18 protein-coding genes and 2 pseudogenes are annotated in these 22,974 nt (G+C 68.0%); 4 read left to right on the top strand and 16 right to left on the bottom strand.

What is annotated here, in order from left to right:
- Positions 1–20: 20 nt before the first annotated feature.
- A complete protein-coding gene (locus ACFXJ5_RS06930) occupies positions 21–683 on the bottom strand; it encodes a RadC family protein (RefSeq protein ID WP_384627873.1) in 663 nt (220 codons plus the stop codon).
- Between the two features lie 30 nt (positions 684–713).
- The gene (locus ACFXJ5_RS06925) at positions 714–2,372 is read right to left on the bottom strand and encodes a GmrSD restriction endonuclease domain-containing protein (RefSeq protein ID WP_384627871.1); all 1,659 of its coding nucleotides are present in this window, start codon (positions 2,370–2,372) and stop codon (positions 714–716) included.
- Between the two features lie 760 nt (positions 2,373–3,132).
- Here ACFXJ5_RS06925 and ACFXJ5_RS06920 point away from each other — a divergent pair.
- The gene (locus tag ACFXJ5_RS06920) at positions 3,133–3,990 is read left to right on the top strand and encodes an SIR2 family protein (RefSeq protein WP_384627868.1); all 858 of its coding nucleotides are present in this window, start codon (positions 3,133–3,135) and stop codon (positions 3,988–3,990) included.
- Between the two features lie 149 nt (positions 3,991–4,139).
- Here the strand turns inward: ACFXJ5_RS06920 and ACFXJ5_RS06915 are convergent, their stop codons facing one another.
- From ACFXJ5_RS06915 to ACFXJ5_RS06875, 9 genes are all read right to left on the bottom strand, one after another.
- Entirely contained in the window at positions 4,140–5,150 is a 1,011-nt protein-coding gene (locus tag ACFXJ5_RS06915; protein ID WP_384627866.1) for a thiopeptide-type bacteriocin biosynthesis protein, read from the bottom strand.
- A gap of 22 nt (positions 5,151–5,172) precedes the next feature.
- A complete protein-coding gene (locus ACFXJ5_RS06910; protein ID WP_384627863.1) occupies positions 5,173–6,321 on the bottom strand; it encodes a lanthionine synthetase C family protein in 1,149 nt (382 codons plus the stop codon).
- Entirely contained in the window at positions 6,318–9,365 is a 3,048-nt protein-coding gene (locus ACFXJ5_RS06905) for a lantibiotic dehydratase (RefSeq protein ID WP_384627862.1), read from the bottom strand. Before ACFXJ5_RS06905 ends, ACFXJ5_RS06910 begins: the two co-directional genes overlap by 4 nt.
- Before the next feature lie 81 nt (positions 9,366–9,446).
- Positions 9,447–9,638 carry an FxLD family lanthipeptide gene (locus ACFXJ5_RS06900; RefSeq protein WP_384627860.1) on the bottom strand — a complete coding sequence of 64 codons (192 nt, stop codon included), beginning with the start codon at positions 9,636–9,638 and terminating at the stop codon, positions 9,447–9,449.
- Positions 9,639–9,714: 76 nt separating this feature from the next.
- The gene (gene fxlM, locus ACFXJ5_RS06895) at positions 9,715–10,944 is read right to left on the bottom strand and encodes a methyltransferase, FxLD system (protein WP_384627857.1); all 1,230 of its coding nucleotides are present in this window, start codon (positions 10,942–10,944) and stop codon (positions 9,715–9,717) included.
- A gap of 151 nt (positions 10,945–11,095) precedes the next feature.
- On the bottom strand, positions 11,096–11,503 hold the full coding sequence (locus tag ACFXJ5_RS06890; RefSeq protein ID WP_384627855.1) for a hypothetical protein: 408 nt from the start codon (positions 11,501–11,503) through the stop codon (positions 11,096–11,098).
- Positions 11,500–12,072 (bottom strand): ATP-binding protein, encoded by a 573-nt coding sequence (locus ACFXJ5_RS06885; protein ID WP_384627852.1) that lies wholly within the window; start codon positions 12,070–12,072, stop codon positions 11,500–11,502. The genes ACFXJ5_RS06890 and ACFXJ5_RS06885 overlap by 4 nt, the downstream gene beginning before the upstream one ends.
- Before the next feature lie 98 nt (positions 12,073–12,170).
- Positions 12,171–12,734 (bottom strand): flavoprotein, encoded by a 564-nt coding sequence (locus tag ACFXJ5_RS06880; protein ID WP_459253980.1) that lies wholly within the window; start codon positions 12,732–12,734, stop codon positions 12,171–12,173.
- Positions 12,731–13,966 (bottom strand): helix-turn-helix domain-containing protein, encoded by a 1,236-nt coding sequence (locus ACFXJ5_RS06875; RefSeq protein ID WP_384627847.1) that lies wholly within the window; start codon positions 13,964–13,966, stop codon positions 12,731–12,733. Before ACFXJ5_RS06875 ends, ACFXJ5_RS06880 begins: the two co-directional genes overlap by 4 nt.
- A gap of 196 nt (positions 13,967–14,162) precedes the next feature.
- On the opposite strand from ACFXJ5_RS06875, the gene ACFXJ5_RS06870 reads away from it, so the two are divergent.
- Together ACFXJ5_RS06870 and ACFXJ5_RS06865 are read left to right on the top strand one after the other, a co-directional pair.
- Complete coding sequence (locus ACFXJ5_RS06870) at positions 14,163–14,660, top strand: hypothetical protein (RefSeq protein WP_384627845.1); 498 nt, start codon at positions 14,163–14,165, stop codon at positions 14,658–14,660.
- Positions 14,661–15,085: 425 nt separating this feature from the next.
- Complete coding sequence (locus tag ACFXJ5_RS06865; RefSeq protein WP_384627842.1) at positions 15,086–15,994, top strand: IS5 family transposase; 909 nt, start codon at positions 15,086–15,088, stop codon at positions 15,992–15,994.
- A 794-nt stretch (positions 15,995–16,788) separates the two neighbouring features.
- Here ACFXJ5_RS06865 and ACFXJ5_RS06860 read toward each other — a convergent pair.
- Positions 16,789–17,970, bottom strand: a pseudogene (locus tag ACFXJ5_RS06860) (recombinase family protein); the annotation flags it as partial.
- Between the two features lie 299 nt (positions 17,971–18,269).
- Between ACFXJ5_RS06860 and ACFXJ5_RS06855 the strand changes: the two are divergent.
- Positions 18,270–18,434: pseudogene (locus tag ACFXJ5_RS06855) on the top strand (IS5 family transposase); the annotation flags it as partial.
- A gap of 108 nt (positions 18,435–18,542) precedes the next feature.
- Here ACFXJ5_RS06855 and ACFXJ5_RS06850 read toward each other — a convergent pair.
- From ACFXJ5_RS06850 to mobC, 4 genes are all read right to left on the bottom strand, one after another.
- Positions 18,543–19,712 (bottom strand): helix-turn-helix domain-containing protein, encoded by a 1,170-nt coding sequence (locus ACFXJ5_RS06850; RefSeq protein ID WP_384627838.1) that lies wholly within the window; start codon positions 19,710–19,712, stop codon positions 18,543–18,545.
- The gene (locus ACFXJ5_RS06845) at positions 19,699–20,508 is read right to left on the bottom strand and encodes a hypothetical protein (protein WP_384627835.1); all 810 of its coding nucleotides are present in this window, start codon (positions 20,506–20,508) and stop codon (positions 19,699–19,701) included. Before ACFXJ5_RS06845 ends, ACFXJ5_RS06850 begins: the two co-directional genes overlap by 14 nt.
- A gap of 196 nt (positions 20,509–20,704) precedes the next feature.
- Positions 20,705–22,420 (bottom strand): relaxase/mobilization nuclease domain-containing protein, encoded by a 1,716-nt coding sequence (locus ACFXJ5_RS06840; RefSeq protein ID WP_384627834.1) that lies wholly within the window; start codon positions 22,418–22,420, stop codon positions 20,705–20,707.
- Positions 22,417–22,974 (bottom strand): plasmid mobilization relaxosome protein MobC (gene mobC / locus ACFXJ5_RS06835; RefSeq protein WP_384627831.1); only part of this gene is annotated, 558 nt, incomplete at its 5' end. The genes mobC and ACFXJ5_RS06840, both read right to left, overlap by 4 nt.

Genomic DNA, 22,974 nt, shown 5'->3' with positions numbered 1-22,974 from the left:
CCACCCACCCGAGCCACTCCTCAGCCGTACTCCACCCGTCGCCACTCCCGGTCCGTGACCACCACATGATCCAGGAACCTGAGCCCGACCGTCTCCGCCCCGGCCGCCAGGCGGGCCGTTGCGAGGCGGTCGGGATCGCTTGGTTCTACACGGCCTGTGGGGTGGTTGTGGGCCACCCCGAAGGCAGTACCGCCCGCCGCCAGCACCAAGGCCAGCACGTCGCGGACGGGAAGCAGAGAGCGGTCAGTCGCGCCCTCGGTCAGCACCGCAGTACGCAACACTGCGCCCGCGCCATCGCACACGACGACCACGACCCGCTCGTGCCTCAACCCCGTCAGTATGGGTGCCGCAACCGTGGCCAAGTCGCCCGATCCGCATACGCGTTGCCGGCCTCCAGTGTCCCCCGAAGCCGTCCGCCGCCCCAGTTGGAACGCCGCCGCCACCCGCGCTGCCTTTGCCGGACCCACCCCCGCCAGCCCTGCCGCCAGTTCATGCGCAGCCGCCCGGGACAGTTCGTACAACCCGCCGTGCCGGGCGATGAGCCGCCCGGCAAGTTCCACGGCATCGCAGCCGCTTGTCCCCGAGCCCAACAGCAGCCCCAGCAGCTCCCTGTCGGAGAGCGCCTCTGGTCCCCGACTCAGGAGTCGCTCCCGTGGCCGGTCAGCGACTGGCACTTCGACCATCCGCACTCGCATACACCCCCGTCAATCTGCTCAGTCCGCCGAATCGCGGTCAACCGGTTCGTCCAGGAGCAAGCCCGTGTCCGCGTCCAGCACATCGCCGCTGGGAGACGACTCAGCATCACCGGCCGTGCCCACGCTCGCCGGCGCCGCCGCTGAGCCGATCAACTCCATCAGCCGCTGGTGCAACGTTTCCGACCTCACGCGCAGAAACGTGTCGTAGTCGTCCCGCAGCGCTGCCTGGTACGCCTCCTCCTCCACCAGGCACGTCCGCAATCGCTCACGCAGGGGTCCCTCACCTTCGATGTCGGCCAAGTCCCGCAGGTACTGGGACGGTGGCCGGTCAGTCACCCAAATGTTGCTGTGTGAGGTGAGCATGACCAGATTGCCGCAGACATTGGTTCGGGCACTACTCACTCCGCGCGACCGAAGAAAGGCCTTGGGGAAGAAGTGGTGAAATTCCTTGTCGTTCTGCCAGGACAAGGCTTTGCCCACGTCGATCCGCTGTCCGGTGAGCAAGTCCAGCGGGTCCTCGTACGCGAGGATCAGGGCAAGAAGCTTGCTGGGCGCGTTCCTCTTCGAGAACGCACTGCGCCACCACAGGGCACTGCGCGGCAGGGCTGCACCCGTGTCGATCTCCCGCGTCTCCCCCTCGGCGAAGGCGGTGATCGCCTGCAGGTCAGGACCCATCTGAGCCTCGCTCCAGCCCTTGAAATACTCACCGCTCGCGGTCAGCCAGAACCAGCGCCGCAACGTGTCGTACTGCGCGGATGAAGGCTTCGGCAGTTGCCGGAACACCTCCACGAGCACCGCGAACTGGTTGTAGTAGGGGAGTGCGTCGGCCGTAGGTGTACGGATCTGAGTGCTCAGGAAATCCACCGCTCGCTCAGCCGCCTTCGCCGCCTCACCAACGGCTTTCCGCAACCGCTCCTTGTCCAACTCCCTCAGGCGATTGATGTCCTTGGTCGAGAATCCGAATCCGGCCGCGACAGCGATCGTACGGAGCATGGTCTTGGTGTCGACCCGGCCATAGTGCTTTGCGTCGAGGACCTGGAGCAGTGACTCGATCTCCTCCTTAAGGTCGAAGTCCGGGCTCCAGGTACCGGCCCGCGCCACGTCGACGATGTTCATCGTCGTGCCCGTGCTGTTGATCCGCACGAAGACTTCCGCTGATTCCTCCGCCGACATGTGGTCCAGCGTCACCACCGGAACAAGGTAGTTGGCGAACTGCTCGTACAGCTCGGTGGCGCGCTCGCGCAGTTCGGGGGCGAGGTCGGCTACCTGTCCAAAGAGGGAGCCTGCCGAGCTGACCTTCCGCATGGGAACAATGTGCGGCTCCATCGAGGTCTCGGGAGTGCGCTGGAAGAAGCGCTCCTCTTCCAGGTCGTAAACGATGTCCCAGGGACCGGTACCGCCATGCAGTGCGCCAATGATGCTGGCCAGTCTCTGCTGGCCGTCGAGGATGTACTTGACCGGGCGGCCAGGACGCGGCGGTTCCACTTCTAGGCCCGCAACAGTCTCCTCGCTAGCGAGCTGCTCTGTGGTGTCCCAAAGCAGCAGGCTGCCAATGGGGTAGTTGCGCAGCACCGAATCCAGGAGATGAAGGATCTGGTGCGGCCCCCACACGAATGCCCGCTGGTATTTCGGCAGCACGATCTCGCCGGTGAGCACCCGGTCCGCAAGCCGGGACACCGGCGCGATCGTCGGTTCCGGACTCGCCGACTGACGCCTACGGCCTGGTGCGCTCACTGGGCATGCCCCCTTTTTCCCGGATCCCTAGAAGAGTGTCCGCATGGATCCTACGGAGCGGGACTGACAAGCGAAGCGTGGGAGGGCCTGAGCGGCTACCCACGGTTGATCGCGCTCAGCAGCTGGGCACGCTTTTCTGCCGCGCCTGTCCGCTGACGGGGTACCGTCCAGGACACGCCGACCTGCCAGCGTGCACCGGGCCGTGGCCGCCGAAGTTCTCGTGTTGGGTCCCGAGCGACCGTCCGGTCGTGAATGCTCTGAGGAGTGCCAGAGGGCGTGCAAGTCGATCGCGCGCCTTCACATGAGGCGGGCGAGACCACGAAAATGTAGGGGAAAGCGCGAACGCGTCACCAGCTGAGCGTCGCCGCTCTTGCGCTCGCACGGCCGGGCGAGGTCGGCCCTCGCGGTGGGCACGAGGCCAGGCGCCAGCACTCCCTCGTCGTCGGGTCATTCGCGAACGCTGTTGACTTACCCAGGCAGAATGCGGGGCCAAGATGCATCCCGTACTCGCAAGACGTAGTCTTAAAAAGTCCCCTATGGGTCGCGAGACAAGGGGCTCACCATGCTATTTGGTGACCAGTCAGCTCTCCATGACCAAATCATCCATAGGGTAGACGAGGACCCGACTAAGCCTGTTGCATTCGTCGTGGGCTCGGGTCTAACCCGTGGATCGGTTCCTGGGGTGGAAGAGTACGTTTCCGCCATGCGCGAAAGCCTGCCTACAGAGAAACTCCGCGAAAAGTTCGACTCCGAGGTCGAAGGCCCGACAGAGAGTGAAAAATATCAGCAAGCCGCTTCCTTCATAAGGCATAGGCAATCCCAGGATTCACTTAACCGCATAATTCGCTTGGGCGTGCTTCGAGCCTGGCGCGGGCGGGCTAACCTGACCGATAATGAGGTTAGAAATCTGCTTCTCGATGAGAGTGAGCTCCGGAAGATAGAGACAAGGAAAGGATCGGCGTGGCGACTTAATGAGGGAGCGGAGGCGCTAGGCTGCTTCTTGACGTGGTTGGACGAGTCCATGAGGGGACCTATCCTCACCACCAACTTCGACCCCTTGCTAGAGATTTCCGTGCGGAGGTCTGGTGGCGGGACCTCAACGCAGTGGATGGACGGCGATGGCCGGATAGAGCGCCCCGACGTAGAAGATGTGGTTGAAATTGCCCACGTACACGGTTATTGGCGGATGGGCAACACGCTGCACACCCAGGGGCAGTTGACTCGGCAGCGGCACAAACTCGGTGGGTCAATCCGGGAACGCCTGCGGGGGCATTACGTAGTCGTGTGCGGATACGGCGGGTGGCAAGACGCTTTCACCAGATCGCTACTGGACCGCATTCAGGAGGAAAACGCACTCGGCATGGATATCTCCTGGGCGTGGCATGGCGAACTTCGGGAGTCAGATTTCAACAGAGGAATGCTGGCGGAGCTTGGAAAGCTCGACGCAATATCGCATTTTGGAGGCATCGACATTAACACACTGTTTCCTGAATTGTACGCCGACCTGCCCGGTACCTGTAAGCGGCTCACAATAGGCCCTGGTGGTGCTCTGTCCGCCTGAACCGTTGGTTAATCCGTCGAGCAGCGTGTCGTCGGGTTCGTCGACCGTCGTCCACGTACCAGCCGAGCGGCGTCCACGGCCTCGTCCAGGGAGTCGCCGTCCATACCCCAGTTGAACCGTCGGCGACAGCGCGCACGCAGGCGATCGGATCATCTCGCCAGTTGAGAACGCATCATCCCTGTGCATGGCGAGTCTCCGAGGATTGTCTCCCGCGCTGCTCTCGCCCAGATGGCTTGCTGGCGTGTGGTGAAGCCCATGCGGTTCCAGTGGAAAATGACATGTCGGGCCAGGATGTTGCGTGTTCCGAGGCCGAGCCGCCCTTCGCGTCCCGCTTGGCCGAGGGCCTGGCCACCCTGCGTCATCGCGTCAGTCCATTCGGCGAGGGGCGCCAGAAGGGTGCTGACCGCGTAGGAGGAGGTGTCGATCGTGAGGAGCTTGCGGAGCGAACCGGTCATGGCGGTCACGCGCTCTGTTGGAACGTCGTCCGGCAGGGGCCTTGCCATTTCGACGCGTGCCCACACATCGCCTTGTTCGCTCCATTCCTGGCCGGCGGCACGTAGGAAGAGACTGATAACGAGGAGCGAAGTCGCTTTGGGATCCAAGAATCCGCTGCTGTTTGTGCCCGTGGGCTGCAAGTAGTCGAGCACTCCGACACTGTCTGCGTGGAACAAGGCGTGGGCGATGTGCATGCCGTCCGGGCCACCGAACGCCGTGGTCTCTGGCTCGTAGGACGACGGCCGCCAGCTCTTGACGACGCCTCGCGAGATCGCGCTGTCGAGGGCCTCGGCGATCGGTTTCGTCATGCCCTCGACCAGCGCCTGTGGACCGGGAGTGAGGCGGAGGCGCCAGCAAGGGTACTTGCGGATGAACCACCAGGACCCGATCCTCCCGGTGTCCTCTGCCTGTCGCAGTGGTGGCAGAAGGTAGGTACGGAAGACGCGGTCGGCGGTCGGGTAGTAGGCGAATTCGATGTTTGTCTGCTGCCAGCCAGAGGAGTCAGGCCGTGCGTCGAGGGTGGCGCGTCCGGCGTCGCGGTACAGCTCGACGGCTTCCGCGAGACGTTCGGGAGAGGCGCGCACCCAGCGAGCGGCCTCCACGATAGGCGTGCCGGTGAGGACGGCCAGGATGGCCTGCTCGGCCGCGCTGCTGTCCAGGTCCACCAGGTCTCTTCTCCGGGCGTAGTCAGATGAGGAGTAGGCAAGCGTCCCAGTCACTGGCAGGCGCCGTGCCCGCTTCGGCGTCCTGGAAGGCGAGGACCGCTCCGGCTGCTCCTTCGAGGAATCCGGTCTCTGCCGGGGGCCCTGCGGTCAGGAAGCATTCGCGGAGTTGCGCGAGGTGGTTGGTGAAGGCGTCGGGTTTGTCGGCGTCCTCGGCGACGCGTTGGACAACGCGGAGCAGGCCGCAGACGCCGTGGCACAGACCGCGGTCGGTGAGCTGGTCGAGCTGGAGGGGGTCGGCCAGGCAGTACAGGAGTGCCCGTTCCGCCATGCGTTTACGGGGGGCGTCTCCGAGGGCCAGAGCGGTGAGTTGCTGGGCGCGGGCGAGGCCGGGGGTGCCGTAGCACCAAGACGGCACCCCCGGGTGGGTGGGGATCGATGCGGTCGCGGTGACCCAGCGTGGCCAGCAGGTTCCGTGGCGGTCGCTGTGGCGTATGCGGTCCAGCCAGCGGCAGATCCGCTGCATCGCCTCCTGGTGGCCGGGCACGGTGATGCCGCGCAGCTTGGCGAGCGCGAGCAGGGCCAGGGGGCCGGTGATGCCGTGGGCCAGGCCGGCGTTGGCGTGGCCGCCGGGGGTGGGTGCGCTGAGGTTCACCGGGCTGTGCCACACCCACCAGCCCGGGAGCGTCCGTCCGTCGGGCCGGGGCAGCGGCTCGGTCAACCGCACCAGATACTCCAGGACCCCCTTGAGCTCTGCGCTTTCCGGGGCGCGGCGTAGGAGGAGTGCGCCGAGGCCGGTCAGGCCGCGCAGCAGGTCGTACTCGGTGAAGCTGGTCGGCTCGCCCTTGTCGATGCGGGCGTGGGCGACGTCCAGACGGCGGAGGGTGTGCGTGGCCACGATCCGGTCCAGGGTGTGGAGGGCGCTGGTGTACCGGCCAGTGTCGGCGGCAGCCAAGTGCAGGACGTATGCCATCGCGGGTGCGCCGAGGAACAGGCTGGCCTCGCCCGCATCAATCAAGGGGCCGATGCCGGCGAGTTGGCGGTGGACCGACTGCCACGATCCGGTGCCTTGGCGGGCGCGTTCGATGTGGAGCAGGGCGATGCCGAGGGGACCGTGGGCGAGGGATTGCCGCGTGGCGGCGTCCGTGTTGAGGAGGGGCGGGGCGGCCGTCACCGCGGTGCTCCTTCGGCGCGTGCGGTCCAGGACAGGGCAGCGGCACGTGCCAGGCGGCGGCAGATGGCTTCGCCGTCGGGGTCGATGCCGGCGGCCCGGTTGTAGTGCATGTGCAGCAGGGACGGCAGGACCGTGGCCGGGTCCGCACCGTGGTCGGTGAGCGCGGTCCGGTAGGTGTGTAGGGCGTCGCGGCGGTGGGCCCAGGCGGCGGCGACCTGCTCGCCTCCTGGCAGGGAGCGCAGTGCGGAGAAGCCGCTGTCCAGGGAGGACAGACGTACGGCCTGCGCTTGGACTTCGCGCGGCGGCGCCGTGCCCTCAGCCTTGAGCAGGTGCTCGACCAGCCAGCGGCGTCCGGCTGCTGGGTTGCCGGTGAAGGCGGCAGCGATGTCCACGTAGCTCGCCGCGATCACGGCCGGACGCAGGCCAGTCGGAAGGCCGAGCGCCATCTGGGCGGTGGCGGCGGTGGAGTCGGCGGCGAAGTACTGTTCTGCGGCTTCCAGCAGGTGGCCGCTGCCGTAGCGGCCGGTCTCGGGCTCGTCGGTGTCCCACTGGATGTGGCTGACCAGTCCGGCGTTGCGGAGTGCTGCCGCCCACGCCCCGACGCGCTGAACGGTGCCGCCGAAGGCGTGCGGCCCCGGCAGCCGGAGCCGTAGGCGGAGATGGGTTCCGGTGTCGCGGTACCGCGTGAACCACCACTGGGGTGTGCTGCCTTCCCATTCCTGAAACAGGGCGGGCAGATGCGCGGTCAGGATTTCCCGGACGCGCTCGGGGTGGCAGTAGACCTTGAGGTACGCCCACGGGGATGTGCCGGGCAGGCGCCCGTGGTCGCGGCGTGTGACGACCAATTGCCGGGTGTGGTGGGCCACGGGCGGCAGGGTGGAGGCGAACGGCATGGTGATTTCGTGCGTGCGGCCCAGCCAGCCGTACGCGTCCTCCTCGGGCGCCTCGTACAGGGTTACCGTGCCGGTGCGCTTCAGCTCCATGCGGAGCAGTTGCAGATGGGTCGGGTTGTCGAGGCCGAGCCGGAGGCGCTGGTCATCGGAGCCGATGAAGACGGTGCGGGGCACGCCGTAGCGGCAGCGCCAGTGCGTGAAGTCCCGCAGCCAGCCAGGCCCGTCCTGGTGGCCGATGTCGCGCCGCCGGAGCCGCCAGCAGGCGGGCGAGAGGATCGTGCGGCCGACGCGGACTTCGGGCAGGAACGGCAACCGGGCGGCGGCGCCCCAGACAAAGGGGGCCAGCACGGCGGTGTGCGAGCGGTGCACCTCAGCGACGAAGCGGACCAAGGGGTGGGTAGCGTTGGTGAGTTCGACGGCGTTCATCACCGACGGCTCGATCAGCTTGCCCGTGGACAGCGAGGCCAGGTAGAGGCGCTGGGAGTCCGCTGTCACGGCGAGGTCGTCCAAGTCGAGGGTGGCGGCCGGGTTGTGCTCGCCCAGCGCGAGCAGGTGCGGCACGACGGCGGGGGCCCGGCTGACGTTCTGGGTGCGCAGGCGAAGCGGCGGGGCGGAGACCTGCGCGCGCTCCGCGTTGGCAGTGAGGGTCGGCAGGGCAGCGTACGCGGCTGTCATGCGCTCGCGGTCGGGCTGCTCCAGCATCTCCAGGAACCGGCCAGTCGTGGTGCCGGCTGACTGGGAAAGGCCCGCGAGGCTCAGTGCGAATTGGCCTTGTTGCAGGGCGTCCAGGGAGGTGGCGAGCACGGTGAAGCACAGCTCAACGTGGGCGGAGACCTGGGTGACGTCACCGGCAGTGAGCTCGGCGAGGTCGTCTTCCATCAGGACGATCTCTCGGACGTGGTTAGCGGCAGCGTCCTGGGCGAGGGCGAGGAGGTGTTCGTCCCGGCGGCTGGTGGCCTGGACGGGACGGTTGAGGACAGAGTCGCGGTAGCCAGCCGGGAAGCCGAGACCGATGTCGGGATCGGTGAGGTCGCGGAGCGGCACCAGGGCGCCCATGCTGTAGCGCTCCAGGAAGCGGGTGCGGTAGTCCAGCCAGGCTGGAGGCCCGGCTGAGTACGGCGTGATCCGGGCCATGACCTCCAGGGCGCGTTCTGCTTCCTGGGTGACGGCGGCGGGCAGGACGACATCGCAGTCGGGCCGCAGATTCGCCACCAGAGTGCGCCCGGCCACGCCGGTCATGGCCGTCATACGCCGGGTGGCCTCCATGCGGAGGGTCCGCTGCTCGGAGACGGAGGCGGAGTCGTGCCGGAGAAGAAGCTGCTGGATCTGCCGGAGCTGCGCGAGGGTGGCTGCCGCTGAGGGGATGGTCTGGGCGTCGGCGGCGTCGAGCTGGGCCACGACGTGGCCCAGAGCATCGTCGGTGGTCATGGGCGCACGCAGGCTGGTGATCAGGATCCGGTGTGAGACAAGGCCATGCGCCATGTCCTCGATCACGGCGGCAGGGGTGTCGGGGTAGTCGGCGCGCAGTTTGGCCACGATGTCCTCGACCGTGATCGCGGAGCGGGCGATCTCAAGGACCGTCTCGACTGCAGGGGTGCGCCGCAGGGTGACCTCGGCAGGGCCGTCTTTGCCCGGCTGATGCGGTACTGCGACTGTGCCGCCTCGGACGATGCAGGTGGAGTCGGCGATCACGGGCAAGCGCCGCAGCAGATCAGTGTTCTCCTCCAGGGTGGTGACGATCTCGGCGAGCCACTCGGCGTCTGCTCGGGCGAAAGCCCGATGTCTGGTGCCGCAGTGGGCTTTGGTCTGGTGTCCGAGGCGTATGGGCGCGGGGCCGGCGAACAGGCCGAACGGCGTGGCGCGGTGCTGCATCCGCAGCAGGTAGCGCACCAGGGAGATGACTGTGCGCCGGACTGCCCGGGGACGTTGCACATGGCCGTCGAGCACACCGTGCACGGCCTCGACCAGCGGGGGGCTGGCGATCTCGATCGCCGCCGCCGTGGCGTCGTCCGCCCAGACCTCGCCGATCCACGCTCGCCAGCGTTCCGCGTCGCCGAGGGTGCTGCCGTCCAGGTCCGGCCAGGTAGGCAGCTGGGCAGCCAGAGGCCGTGCGGCGGCTCTGATCAGAGCCGCGTCAACGGCGTGGTACATCGCAGTGCCTCCTTGGTCGTCTCGGGCTCGGCGATGTGGGGCCGGGCGGAGGGATCCGGCCCGGCCCCACAGGTGCGTGGGTCAGCCGCCGATGCAGGTGCTGTTGGAGCAGGCGGACTGGCAGGTCGAGCCGCAGCCGTCGCCGGTGTCGTTCAGCAGCCCGGCCACGACCGGGGCGGACGCGATGATCTCGATGTTGAGGTCGAAGTCCGAGTCGGAGCCGGCCGCGAAGTCCGTGGCGGCCTTGAGCGTGATGCTGCCCTGCGGTGCCATCTCGATATCCTCCTGTGCAGGTGGTGGGATGTGCCTTACTTGTGCCTTTACTGCCCGGTCCACAGCGCTCTCGGCGCTACGGCCAGGTGATCAGGACCCGCGTGTGCGGCCGGTCGACGATGCGGCCCGCGGGAAGCTGCTCGTGCGGCGTGCCCGCCGGGTGGATCTCGACCTGGGCCCGGTCGCCACGGTGTTCGCGGTCCCAGAGCTGGATCTCCTCGACCAGCCGTTCGGCGACTTTCTGGCCCTGCGGCCCGTGGCCGATAGCGCCGAGCTCGAACCGCTCCGGGTCGTCGGTGCGGCGTACCGTGCGGTAGGCGAAGCTGTCCCCGTCAACGAGCGTGGGCACGCCGAGCGGCGACACCGATGCGATCAGGCCGCGCTCGCGGGCGGCAGGTGTCCCGGCTAGCAGCGGCAGGTTGTCCAGCGCGGTCGTAAGCCATAGATCCAGGTGCTCGTTCGACTCGTCGCCGGCGAGCGTCACCCCTGTCCAGGCTTCGAGGCGGGGGCTGCCCAGAGCGGCCCGGAGCCCGTCGACGTCCGGGTCCGGGTGCCCGTCCAGGCGCAGGCCGACCTCTTCACCCTTGATGTCGTGGAGCAGGACAAGGCGGACGCGGTTCTCCCCGGCGCCCTGCATCGGTACGAAGCCGCACAGCTCGACGCTGTCGCTCACGAGGCGGTCGCCGTGCCGGACGAGCGCGACGGTGCGGGTCATGCCGCGCATCCGCAGCGGCACGACGAGCCGGCCGCCGTCGACGAGCTGCTCGACCCAGGCCGGCGGGATGTCGGCGGCCTGCACGGTAACGATGATGCGGTCATACGGGGCGTGCTCGGTCATGCCGTACTCGCCGTCGGCGGTGACAACCAGCACCCGCCGGTCATATCCGGACTCCGCCAGGAACCGTTCAGCGTGCGCGGTGACGTCGCGGTCGATGTCCACAGTGACGACCAGGCCCTGCGGGCCGACGATCTCAGCAAGGTAGGCGGCGTTGACACCCCCGGAGCCGATCTCCAGAATCCGCATTCCTGGCTGGACGTCCGCCTGCTCGATCTGCATGGCCTGGATGCGGGCAGCGGACACCGAGCTGATGGCCACACCGTCAGCGTCCTTCTTGGTGATCGCGGCGTTTTCCGCCTGGTACGCCTTGCCCATCTCCTCACCGGGACTGGCCAGGTGCCGGGGAATCCGGCGGAACGCGTCCACCACATGCGGGCTCCGGGCGGCACCCAGCTCAATCAGTTCCTCGACCATCGCGTCGCGCAACTGCTGTTCGGACATGGGGGACTTCGAGCTGTCAGTCGTCATGCCAGGGACGATATTCACGAACTCTCTCCTTCTCAGCGGTGCGCGCCCCGCGGTGGCGTCAGATCAGAGGGGCCGCCGCCCCTCAGAGAGGCGGCGTGGTGCGCTGTCCCCGGCGCCCGGGGTAGGGGGCCCGGGCGGCGGGGACAGCGGTCTATGCGGCGGCTGTCGCGACAGCAGGTGAGCGCGCACGAGGCGGTGTCCGGCAGCGCCGGCGTACGGGGATGACGACGACCTGGTAGCGGACCTGTTCGGAGTCGGTGATGTCCAGCTCCAGACTTCTGCCCGCGCGCAGCGTGGCCGCTACCCACCACCGGGCATCGGGACCGTCCATCTGCCGTGGTGCTCGGTGGATGGATGGCTCGTCCAGCAGCATGGCCAGCAGATCGAGGCGATCCATTACCCAGGCCGCCGCCGTATCGACGTCCAGGGCCGTGATCCTGCTGATCCAGTGCATGGGCCGCACGTACGCGCTCCCGCCACCAGGCAACTCGCCCCAGGCGAAGCACTCGCAGGCGAACCGGACACGCGCATCCTCCCCCGGGCTGGAGTCAGACCTCATGCGGCCCTCCTGAGAGGGAAGGGCATAGTGGCCCAGACGGTTGTGCCGCCCCGGCCGTTGATCCGCCACCCACAGTCCTTGGCGAGCGCGCGGACGATCAGCAGCCCCCGGCCGTCCTCGTCCCCGTCTTCGGGCTGGCGGTGGGTCGGCTCCTCCCTGGTGCCGTCGGTGACCTCCAGAAGGGCGAGACCGTCCTGTACGGCCAGCAGCACTCCGACGCCGTCGCCCGAGCCGTGCCGGATGGCGTTGCCGACGAGCTCCGTCGCGATCAGCCCCATGTCGTCCGCGATCCCTAGGACACCCCACAGCCGGAGGGCGCCGACTACCGCGTGTCGTACGCGGGCTACAAGGTGGAGTTGCGGGGCGATGTCCACGCTCATCTCCCGTCGGCGCCCGGTCCCGGCGGCCGTGGTTTCCTCGTTGGGGAGGGTTTCCGTCGCCTGTGGCTGTGCCTCCAGGTGTCTCCGGACCTCGGCAGCGCGGACGACGGCATCGGCGGGCTCGAGCGGGCCGTACCGCTGGGTGCGGTGGTCCATCTGTGTGCTCCCCGCGCTGTGCTGCTTGGGCATGTCCGGCATGGCAGCAAGCTTCGATGCGCCATGAACAGAGGACCCGGACAGTTTGTCCGGGTCCTCTGTTCATGCAGCTCAGAAAGGTTGACGAACCGTCATTCCACGGCTCGGTCAATGGCGTCCAGCACCGCGGCCCAAGGCAGGTCGCGCCCGGCGGGCGCCTCCCGTGGCTCGTGCAGCGGCCAGACGTCCGGGCCGTAGACGAGGTGGACATCTGCCTCCTGGAGCGCTGCGATGTGGCGCCGCCAGGCAGGGTGGCGGGCATGGGCTGCGTTCACCCGCGGAAAGACGACCACGGGCAACCCCAGGGTGCCTATGGCTTCTCCGACTTGCGTCAGCGCCTGGTTGTCGGCAATGCCCGTCGCGAGTTTCGCCACCGTGTTCGCGCTGGCAGGGGCGACCACGTAGCAGTCGACGTTCGGGTGCGGCCTCGCCTCGCCGGGCAGCCGTGGCCCGTCGCGTACGGGCAAGCCCGTCAGCTTCTCCAGCCGGTCGGCCTCGCCGCTCATCCGCAGCCAACGGCCCGCCGTGGGCGTGAGCGTCACGGCGACTTGCCACCCGCGCGCCAGAGCCGGTTCGACGAGCCCGGTCCGCAAGTCCTCGACTCCGCCGGCGCTTGTGCCCACGACTCCCAGGACTCCGCGCTTCTTGCTGTTCACTGCACCGCCCTGCATCGTTGAGCCATCATGAACAACTCCGACGAACGAGCGCTGCCGGCGACCGGGGACTGCTTGATCAGGTCGCGCAGCGTGTCTCGCACACGGGGATTGTTCCGTACGAGCTGCGGCGACGCGCGTTCGGCGGTACGCAGCTCCGCGAAGGCGTTGTCCCCTTGCCGCGCCAGCGACAGGGCGCGGGCGAAGTCGATGCGGTGGGAGACGCCTCGCTCCGCAGGCATGTGGTCCACGTCGATCCGACCGTGTTCCACGACGTAGGAGACGTTGTCCAGGTCCAGTTCCGCGGAGAGCCGGTGCAGCACGACATTCGTTGGCCCGAAGCTCGTCTGCCAGTAGTTCTCATCCGAGCCGAGTTGCTCGGCGAGCGCCTCGGCCCGGTTCAGCAGGCTCGTCGCCGTAGGCCGGTCCTGGTGCCGCGCGGCGGCAATGGCTGCCCGAAGATGGATCATGCCCAGCAGACTCAGAGCGGCTGGATCGCTCTCGTCGACTTGGACCGACAACCACGCCGACGCCGTCTGACCCAATTCCATCGCTTCGTCATACCGGCCATTGGCCAGCAGGGCATGGGCACCGGAGCGCGCGGCGGACGCCACCACCAGCGGGTCGCCCGATTCGTCAGCCGCCCGCATGGCGCGTTCAGCCGCGAGCCACGAGATATCAGACTCGCCGATCTTGGCAAGCGTCGTGGCGGCCAGGTGATGGACCCGGGAGGAGACAGCCCAGCAGTCCCGGCGTTCTGCTGCCGACCGCGCAGCGCGGTCCTCAAGCTCTTGGGCAGTCTGCAGAAGACCGGGGAGCCCGGCGATCACCTTGCCGAGCCGCCCCGCCTGGTAGTCGTTCCACGCCTGTTCTACGAGCTCAGCCACCGGGCCCGGGATTGGGAGTTGTGCCTCGGCCTCCGGGCCGAACAACAACCGGGACAGACGACGCGGACTCATCAACGCGTCCCGCACGGCCGGGACGTCGTCCTGTTGCCTGTCGTCCTCCATGAGCACGGGTTGGCCGACCAATTCCCCAAGGGGTACTCGGAGCACGCGTGCCAGTTCGGCAAGCATGTCGATACGCGGCGGCTTCCGCCGACCGGACTCCGCTTTCGCCAGCCAGTCAGTGCTGCGGCCGACAAGCCCGGCCAGTACCTGCTGCGTGTAGCCACGGCGTTTGCGGTGAAAGGCGATCCGCTCGCCGATGCTCAGGTGATCTCCGAGACCACGCATACGAACTGCCTCCCGTGATGTAGGGGCGTCCCCCACGATAGCGACGCGGCACCGAGACGGACTGGGCCGAGGACTCGGACGATCCCTGCGTTGCTCGGCTCAGGGTGACGGAAGCAACCGGCGGAGACGCGGACGATCTGTCCGGGTCTGAGCAATGGCTGGATACCCCTCGCGATTGGTCGGGCACGATGAGGGCATGGCAATCGACGACGACATGCAGGCAGTGCTACGCCTTGCTGGGCAGGCTCGCCAGGTTGGGCGCGTGTCCGGGCGGGAACCCTGGCGCAAAGTACTGCAGTGGATCAGTGGTGGGCGGCTGGGCCGCCGCCACGGCCCGCCGGTCGTGCCCGAGCTCAGCACACCGTGGCAGGACACGGTTTCGGGCGAGCGGTTGGGCTGGCGTCAGCGCGCGGCCAACCTGCACGGCGACTTCGCCTTCGAGGTCGACTACCAGGTCTGCCGGCGCTGCCGACTTGGCTGGGTCGAGCAGCCCTACACCCAACCGCCTTACCAGCGGTGCGGACTGGCTACCGCTGGCCTTGCCGCGCTGCGCACCGAGTACCCAGGGTTGTCATGGCACACCCTCGGCGGCCACCTCTCCGACTCAAAGGAGTTCTGGATCTCCATCGGCGCCGGTGTTCGCGGCGGCTACCAGCAGCGCCCACTGTGTCCACACGTCGATGATGTCGGATGATCTCCGCTTGGGCCGCCCATGTCGAACCTCAGTTTCAGATCGGATCGAGGGCCTTCGAGTTTGAACGCTGGTGATGGTCGGTCGCCCGTTCCCGCCAGCTGCTTTGGAGGCACCGACTACTGCCACACTCAGAGCCACGATACAGAAGATCACGCCGAGAATGAGCACGACGGTCTCCCACAAGTTGCCCCGCCGTGTGGGGTGTACTGAGAAGCCGTATCTCAACCGATCATGGAACGTGTGGGTCGAACAGGTTTCTCGCCGGGGTGATCTTCCCGTTGTGCGCGCATGAAGACAGGGCCTCTCGGTAGCTCGGGGATGCGAATCTAACCAAGCAATGCCGGGAGGCCCTGGTGTCGTTGTTGTACGCGTCCGAGCCCGTCCAGTTCAACTCGGCTGCACCATCGTGTGATTGCCTCGCGCACGTGTACGGCAACGCGGCCGACCATCCCGACCGGGAACGCCGGTATCCGTCGGACATGACGGACGCGGAGTGGGCGGCCATCCGGCCGCTGCTGCCGGTGCCGGCCTGGCTCCAGGGCAGAGGCGGGCAGCCCGAGGGCTACTGCCACCGCCAACTGCTCGACGCGATCCGCTACCTGGTCGCGGGCGGGATCTCGTGGCGGGCGATGCCCACGGACTTCCCCGACTGGGGCCGGGTCTACGCCTTCTTCTGCCGCTGGCGCGAGCACGGGCTGATCACCGAGTTCCACGACCGGCTGCGCGGGAAGGTCCGTGAGCACGAAGGCCGCGAGGTCGAACCCACGGCGGGAATCATCGACGCGCAGTCGGTGCGGGCCGCCGCGACGGTGCCGGCCGCCTCCCGCGGCTACGACGGCGGGAAGAAGGTGCCGGGCCGCAAACGGCACATCGTGACCGACACCCTCGGTCTGCTCCTGGTCGTCGCGGTCACCGCCGCGAACATCGGCGACCGGGACGCCGCCGTGGGCCTGCTGAGGCGGCTGCGCCGCCTGCACCGCGACATCACCCTCGTCTGGGCCGACGGCGGCTACACCGGCTCCCTCGTCGACTGGTGCCGTCAGAAACTCGCGCTGACCTTGGAGATCGTCAAACGCACCGACGACATGCAGGGATTCGTGGTGCTGCCCAGGCGCTGGGTGGCAGAGATCTGTCAAGCACAGTGCACTCATGGAGTCTGTTGGCCTGCTGTTTCGGCGGTCTCGGTCCAGATGCGGCGGCTGTACCAGCCAGGCGGACGTGTGCGGCGTTCGCGGAGTTCCGCGAGTTCTTGCTGGTCGGCGTGGGCGATGAGCCGGTGGGGCCAGCAGCTCTCCCGGCGGGTGGTGATCCAACCGCGGTGGATCCAGACGTAGAGGGTGGAGGTGGTCATGTCCAGCTCGGCGGCCAGGTGCTTGAGCCACCACTCGTCCGGGCCGGGCTCCTCGCCGGGTGGTGCGGGGCGGTGCTGGTGGACACGGCCTGCGGGGCAGGCGAGGCGGCGCATGAGGTCGCGGACGGTGGCAGCGGAGATTCGCTTGCCGCCCTTCGCGGGCCGGAAGCCCTCAGCTTCCAGGCGGTCGGCGATCCCGTTGGCTCCTATGTCCTGGCCTGCGAGTTCGCGGATCCGATCGGTCAGTTGCGGGTAGTAGCTGAGCTGTTCCAGCCGCTGGACCGGGCGGATGACCTCTCCCGCCGTATTCGTCCCGCCGGCCCAGACGATCGTGACCTTCACCTGCTCGCTGGTGCCGAGCACGGTGACGACGACCTTGTCGACGACCGCGCGGATGATCTCCTTGCGGTCCGCTGTCGTGGTGCTGTGCGCACGCCATAAGCCCTCGATGTCGCCGGCCAGAGCCGTGATGGTCTGCCGCTCGGCCGGAGTGAGGATGTGCGGGCTGCTGCGGGTGAAACGGTCGTAGTCCTCGCGGAGCCGCTGCTGGGCGGCGAGTGCGTCCTCCCATTCCTTCTCCAGATGGCGCACGACCAGGCGGTTCTCCGGTTCGGCGAGATGGTGGCTGCGGCGGGCCCGGTCGGCGTCCTGTGCGGCGCGTTCCAGCCGTTGCGACCACAGCCGTTCCAGCTCGGCCCGCTCGGCCAGGACCTGCTCGGCCGCGCGCAGGGACACCTCGACGGCGGCGGGCGTCAGTGCCGCGAGGACCTGCTGTTCGACGAAGGCGTCCACGCAGGCGGAGTTGAGCAGCTGGCAGCTCTTCTGGGCGCCGTAGTTGGTCATGTCCCGGGTGCACACGTATTCGGGCAGGGCCTTGCTGTGCTGGGTGTGGTAGCGCACGCTCATGCGCCGGTTGCAACGTCCGCAGTGCACGAGCCCGGCCGTGAGCGCGGGGCCGCCTCGCACCGCGCCCATGGCTTCGGCGCGGGCGCGGTTGGCAGCCAGTTTCGCTTCGTTCGCCTCGAACTGGGCGACGTTGATGTAGGCGGGCAGGACATTCGGGATCACCACATGCCATCCGTCCCGGGATCGGACGACCCGTCCGGTGCTCGGCCGGGCCGGGTCCTGGCGGCGCGGGTCGACCCGGCGCCGCCCGTAGGCGTAGATGCCGGCATAGGCGGGATTGTGCAGCAGGGTCTGCAGCGTCATCCGGTTCGGCCTTCGCCATTCCAGGGTGCCCTTGTCCGGTCCCTCCCGCAGCCGGATGCCCAACTGGATGTCGTTCTCGACGAGATAGCGCAGCACGCCGTGCAACGTGCCGAGCCGCTCGAACTGCGCGAAGATCAGGCGGATCACGGTCTGCACCTGCTCGTCCGGATCAAAGGCGACCTCTCCGGACGGGCGGCGGACGTAACCGCTGGGCAGGGGGAAGGCCAGCTCGCCGCGGCGGGCCTTGTTCAGGCGCCCGCTCCACATCCGCTGCTTGATCAGGTGAAGTTCGGCCTCGCTCATCGTGCCCTTGAGCCCCAGCAGCAGCCGGTCGTTGTACTCGGCCGGGTCGTAGATCCCGTCGGTGTCCGCCAGCACCGCACCGGACAGGGCGCACAGCTCGATCAGCTGGTACCAGTCCTTGCCGGAGCGGGCCAGGCGGGACATCTCGATCCCCAGCACGAGACCGACGTGGTCCAGCCCGATCTCGGTGACCAGACGCTGGAAGCCCGTGCGGGCCACCGCACTCGACCCCGACTTGCCCAGGTCCTCGTCGATCACCAGGACCCGGTCCGCCGGCCAGCCCAGCGCGACCGCCCGGTCCACCAGTGCGTACTGCAACCGGGTCGACTCCTGGTGGTCGACGAGCTGCTGGCGGGTGGACTGACGGATATAGATCACCGCGAGCCGCTGCAGGTGACGGTCGTCGATCTTGCTGCCGGACCGCTCCCACGGCGTCACCGAGGTCATCGCCGGTCCCGCTCATTCACCGTCGCGGCGGCCGACAACGCACGGCTCGCCGGCCGCACCAAGTGCCCCACCGCCATCTGCCGGCTCACCTCCGGCAGCGCTGCCCACACCTGCCCGTCCGGCACCACCGGAATCGTCCTCTGGGGCCGACGTCACTGTCGTCGCGCATGACGACCTGTTCCCCTCGTCGCTCAGCCGGCCCCGCAACCGTCGGGCCACAACGACCAACCGCTGCAGGCCCTCACGGCCGATTATCGGTGTCCACTCGCTGCTTTGACTATCCATAAGCGCAGTGTGCTTGGGCGATGGAGCGGACGCTGGGCTGGCTCATGCAGCACCGCCGCCTGGCCCGTGACTATGAAGCCTGCCCGCACCGCTCAGAAGCCATGATCCACCTTGCGATGATCGACCTCATGGCCCGCAGACTGACCGGCGAATCCACCCCCACCTGGCGTGGCACCTAAACCATCGCTAAACCGGCAATACGGGATGAAACAATGGGACGAAACGCCCTCTAAGGGCATGCCTGCCCACGAAGACGTTCGCGGGCAGGCCGGGACGGTGCCGTAGAGCTATTGCACGAGGTGTAGAACGGGCCGCTGTTCTTGAACGGCTAGCAGCTCGCGGACACGTTTGCTCGTCCAGGCCAGTTCGTGCGCGAGCGCGGCCACTGACAGGTCTGCTTCCTTGGAGGCCAGCTCGTAAGCCTGTCGCAGGAGCGAGGGCTGTTCGCCTGAGAAGTTCGCCACGGACTCAGCGGTAAAGCCGGGCTGGCCTTCCAAGGCCCGTAGGCGCTGGTACGTCCGGCTGGCGGTGGCGTCGGAAATCAGTCCCAGCTCACGGCACCGGTAGACGAGCGAGTGAATGGAGACGCCCCAGACCTGCCGGAGCTCGGCGAGCCGCGCCAGATCCATCCGCTTGGGCAGCAGCGGCAAGATGCTGGTGTGAGGGGTCAAGAACTCCGCCGCGAAGGCGTCGGCTTCCTTTTCCTGTCGGCTGTCGCCGGTGGCGTCGCCGTGAAGCACCAGGTGGCCGAGTTCGTGAGCTGCTGTGAAGCGGTGCCGGTAAACGTCGTCGGCCCGATTGGCCGTGAGAATCACAAGCGGTCGGGCCGCCCGCGTTGAGAACGCGTCCACGGTCGCGGCTGAGGGGTCGGACGCAGGCGGCATCACCACGACGATGCCGTGGGATTCCATGCGGCGCACCAGATGGGTGACGGGGCCGTCTCCCATTCCCCAGTGTTGACGCAGCTCACGTGCCGCGTCGGCTGGGTCAGTGGGTAGTTCAGCCCCGGGATGGACCTCCCCGCCTGCGAAACCAGGCAGATCCACGAGTGGTAGCTGAATCCTCAGCTCCAATGCGTAGGTCAGTTCCCACACCTGTTCGGCGAAGGCTAGCGCTCGCTCGCGCTGGGACTTTGGCGTGCTGCGCAGGCTGCGGAAGTGGGCCATGGAGGCGTCGAGCCGGTTTGCCGGACGGCCGAGCAAGAAGAAGGTGGCGGGAACCCCGAGAATTTCAGCGAGACGGGGGATCAGCTCGGGGCGGGGACGGGACACCCCCGTCTCATACTGGCCCACCGCCGCCGGAGTCACCCCCAGCCCTGCTGCGACGTCCTTCTTCGTCATCTCGGCCAGCCGGCGTGCTTGCGTGAGTCGGGCGGGATCGAAGCCGTCGGAAATGGCACGGGGCGTTGTGCCCCGCTCCTCCAGGCCCGGGATGAGGTCTTGCTTAGTGGGTCGCATCGCCTTCGTTGGTCTGGTCGTCGGCTGGTCCTGCTTCGGTCTGCGGCGGAACGTCCCGCAGCCGGTCCGCCTCCGCGCGTGACGACAGCGTAAGAGATGGCTCTGTTCCGTCGTTGAAACTGGTGTGTTCCCGTTCGGGCGATCTCGGCTGCGTGGGGATGCTGGTCAGGCGCTGACTCTGCGAGGTGACGGTAGCGGGCAGGGCGAGGGGCTCGGGGGTGGTCTTCCAGTCCAGGTGCCGTTCCTCGCCCAATGCGGCGATGCCCCAGTGGGCCTGCAGCAGTTCGGAGGCGTTGCAGGCGAAGGGAACCACGATCAGACGCGTGTCAGGCGGCACGGTCGCGAGGCCACCGCGTCGCTCCACCGTCTCGCCGTTCTCATCAAAGCCGTCGAGCTCGAACGTGTCCTGTACATGGGCTGACTCGGGCGCGAGGGTGAACAGCTCCTTCACCAGCCGGGACTCGCTTGGTACGCGCGCCGTCCGCACATCCGACTTGGTCTTTGCGTATAGGAACGGATAGATCAGCCCGTGGCCGATGAGCATGAGCTCGAACGGGAACCCGAACGGCCGGACGGGTGTGGCACCCGGCAGATCCTTGAGTTCCTCTTGCACACGCTCGAACTGGCCCTGCCACCGAGCCGAACCGTAGGTGTGGTTGGTGCGGGAATCGGTTTGCTCCTGCGCAGCCTGAGCATTGGCCTGCATGTTCCGCAGCGCCTGGCCCAGGAGCACACGGACTGCCAGCGCCTGTTTGCCGAACACGTCGGTTGCCCAGGGGGAAATAGGCACACTCATGCGGACGACTCCTCGGGCCGGACTTCGCATTGGAGCACTTCACTACGCGTTGCACTTTAGTTGATGTCTAACTTCTTGCACAAGCGCTTCTGTGAGACACGCTATTCACTCAGGCGGTACGTTTTCGACTGAAGGCCACCCCTGCCGGGCTGGAGTGGCGGCAGAGGTGCCCAGGTCCTCAGTGGCTGACACTGAATTAGCGGTGTCGACGGGGGCCTGGCATCGAGTCAGTTCGGGGCCGTGGAATCGGCTCGGCGTGGGTGAGGTCTGGTGCCTGCGTCATTGCCGTTGTGCGGGCTTGTGCAGCGCGGGCTCGGGCGCTGGGGGCGGGCCGTTGGGTGAGTCGGTGGATGCGCCAGGTGAGGGCTTGTGCGGGCGAGTGGGCGTCGTTCAGGGCTCGCTCGTCGGCGGCTTGCTGGAGGAGGCGTTTGGGGTCGTGGCCTGCGGCTTCGGCGCTGGTCAGGGCGGCGGCGAGTGCCCTCCAGTTGGTGTCGTCGAGGACCTGTTCGGCGTGCTCGGGCAGGTAGGCGCGTAGGTGCTGGGCGTGGCGTTCGATCGTGTGGGCCGGTGGTGTGCGCTGAGCCAGGATGGCCAGGGGTGCTGCTGCGGCTTGCTGGTAGGCGTCCTGCAGGTGGGCCAGGGTCTGGCGGGTGGCGGCCACTTGTTGGTCGTGGTGTCGGAGGTGGTGCCAGCGGGTGGCGGCGATGACGATGAGGACGGCTGCGTCGAGGAACATCGCGAGGCCGGTGCCGTCTGGGGTTGTGGGTTCGCGGAGCATGGCGCGGATGGCGCCGCGTAGGGCGCGGGCGTGGTGGTGTTCGGCGTGAATGCGGGAGCGGGTGGCGCGTTCGAAGGCGTTGGCGGCCTGGCGCAGTTGTGGGCGGATGGCTGCGGGGGCGATGAGGGGGAGGGCGTCGAGGGCTTCGCCGAAGGCGGCGAGGTGGGCCTGGGCGGCTTGGTCGTCGTCTCGGTCGAGGAGGGTGGGGATGCGTTCGGCGGCGGCGGTGGCCTGGTGCCAGGGATCGGGCCTGCGCCGGCCGCCGGGCTGCTGGGTGGTGGGCTGGGGTTCGGTGGCGGTCAGGCGTTCGTGGATCTTGGGGAAGGACAGGTCGGGGGCGAGGGTGGAGCCGGAGAACCAGATGGGCTGGCCTGCGGCGTTGGTGTCGTTTTCGAGGGCGACCTTGTAGCCGCGTACGTCGCCGGAAGGGAAGTGCTGGATCTCCACCAGCACCCCCTCGGTCCGGGAGAGGAGGTCGACGAACTCTTCCGGGGTGGTGGCGACGGCGACCATGGTGCGGACGGTGGTGCGCAGGTGTTCGCGGGCGGTGCGCTGGCGGCCGGTGCGGTGGGCTTTCTCCGTTTCGGCGCGGGTGGGGCGCTTTGCGGCTGTGCCGTCTCCGTGGTTGAGCTGGGTGAGGCCGTAGTCCTTTTCGATCTTGCGGCATTCGGCCTGGGAGCGATTGAAGTCCCAGGCGCTGCGGGGTTGGCGCAGATCGCCTCGGACGGTGGTGGCCAGGATATGGATGTGGTCGTCGGCGTGGCGGACGGCGACCCAGCGGCAGCCGTCCGGGTCGTCTTCGGGCGCGATGCCGGTGGCGTGCAGGATGCGGCGGGTGATGTCGCCCCATTCGGCGTCGGTGAGGTGCCGGTCTTCGGGGGCGGTACGGACGGAGCAGTGCCAGACGTGTTTGGTGGGGGCGCGGTCGCCGAGCTGGTTGACGCGCAGGTCCAGGGCGCGGGTGAGCTGGGTGAGACCGGTGGTGAGGTCGAGGTCTCGGTCGCGTCCGGGGTCGGGGGCGAAGCCGTCCCAGGAGGCGATGAGGTGGGGGTCGGTGTGGTCGGGGTTGCGGGTGTCGTAGAGGTAGTGGAGCAGGCCTCGGGTGCGTGAGCCGCGCCGGATGTTGGGGATCATCGGGTTCGCTTGTGTACGAGGTCGTGGGCGGCGTCGTCGATGCGGGTCAGGGTGCGGACCAGGTGGGCGAGGGCCTGGTGGAGTTCGCCGGGGCGGGGTTGGCCGTCGGTGTTGTAGACGCGGGCGATCTGGTTGATGTTGTTGCCGACGCGGGAGATCTGGGTGCGCAGGGCCGCGAGTTCGTCGATCGCCTGGTCCAGCTGGTCGTTGGCGCGGAAGGCGGGCAGGTGGCCGCGTGCGGCGGCCAGGCCGGCGTCGGCGAGGAACCCTGCGGGGAAGACGTTGGCCGCCTTCGCGGCGGCGGTGACTTCGGCCTTCTCCTGCGGTGTGTAGCGGGCGGTGATGCTGTCCTTGCGTTGCTTGGGCTGGTAGGGGCGGCGGCGTGGCCGGCGGTCGGGGAAGGCGGGCTCGGGCTCGCTGGTGGGTCCGGCCTGTGGCGCCCCCTGGTGCCGCAGGTCCGGCTGGTTCCCGCGCGCCCTCGTGCGGGAACCAGCCGGTCCCTCGCCCCCCTGGGCGAGGGCATGCGCGGTGGACAACCTGTCTCTTATACACAA

This window comes from Streptomyces sp. NPDC059373, from assembly GCF_042751495.1.
Classification (GTDB): domain Bacteria; phylum Actinomycetota; class Actinomycetes; order Streptomycetales; family Streptomycetaceae; genus Actinacidiphila.
Note: the sequence above shows the minus strand (reverse complement) of the source record. Positions and strands in the feature narration are given on the sequence as shown.

Bases quoted from the DNA above. Each gene is read 5' to 3' on its own strand.
- ACFXJ5_RS06875 (WP_384627847.1), bottom strand. From the start codon at position 13,966: ATGCGTGGTCTCGGAGATCACCTGAGCATCGGCGAGCGGATCGCCTTT.
- fxlM (WP_384627857.1), bottom strand. From the start codon at position 10,944: ATGACGACTGACAGCTCGAAGTCCCCCATGTCCGAACAGCAGTTGCGC.
- ACFXJ5_RS06890 (WP_384627855.1), bottom strand. From the start codon at position 11,503: ATGAGGTCTGACTCCAGCCCGGGGGAGGATGCGCGTGTCCGGTTCGCC.
- ACFXJ5_RS06840 (WP_384627834.1), bottom strand. From the start codon at position 22,420: ATGATCCCCAACATCCGGCGCGGCTCACGCACCCGAGGCCTGCTCCAC.
- ACFXJ5_RS06870 (WP_384627845.1), top strand. From the start codon at position 14,163: ATGGCAATCGACGACGACATGCAGGCAGTGCTACGCCTTGCTGGGCAG.
- ACFXJ5_RS06850 (WP_384627838.1), bottom strand. From the start codon at position 19,712: ATGCGACCCACTAAGCAAGACCTCATCCCGGGCCTGGAGGAGCGGGGC.
- ACFXJ5_RS06900 (WP_384627860.1), bottom strand. From the start codon at position 9,638: ATGGCACCGCAGGGCAGCATCACGCTCAAGGCCGCCACGGACTTCGCG.
- ACFXJ5_RS06905 (WP_384627862.1), bottom strand. From the start codon at position 9,365: ATGTACCACGCCGTTGACGCGGCTCTGATCAGAGCCGCCGCACGGCCT.
- ACFXJ5_RS06885 (WP_384627852.1), bottom strand. From the start codon at position 12,072: ATGCCCAAGCAGCACAGCGCGGGGAGCACACAGATGGACCACCGCACC.
- ACFXJ5_RS06920 (WP_384627868.1), top strand. From the start codon at position 3,133: ATGCGCGAAAGCCTGCCTACAGAGAAACTCCGCGAAAAGTTCGACTCC.
- ACFXJ5_RS06845 (WP_384627835.1), bottom strand. From the start codon at position 20,508: ATGAGTGTGCCTATTTCCCCCTGGGCAACCGACGTGTTCGGCAAACAG.
- ACFXJ5_RS06930 (WP_384627873.1), bottom strand. From the start codon at position 683: ATGGTCGAAGTGCCAGTCGCTGACCGGCCACGGGAGCGACTCCTGAGT.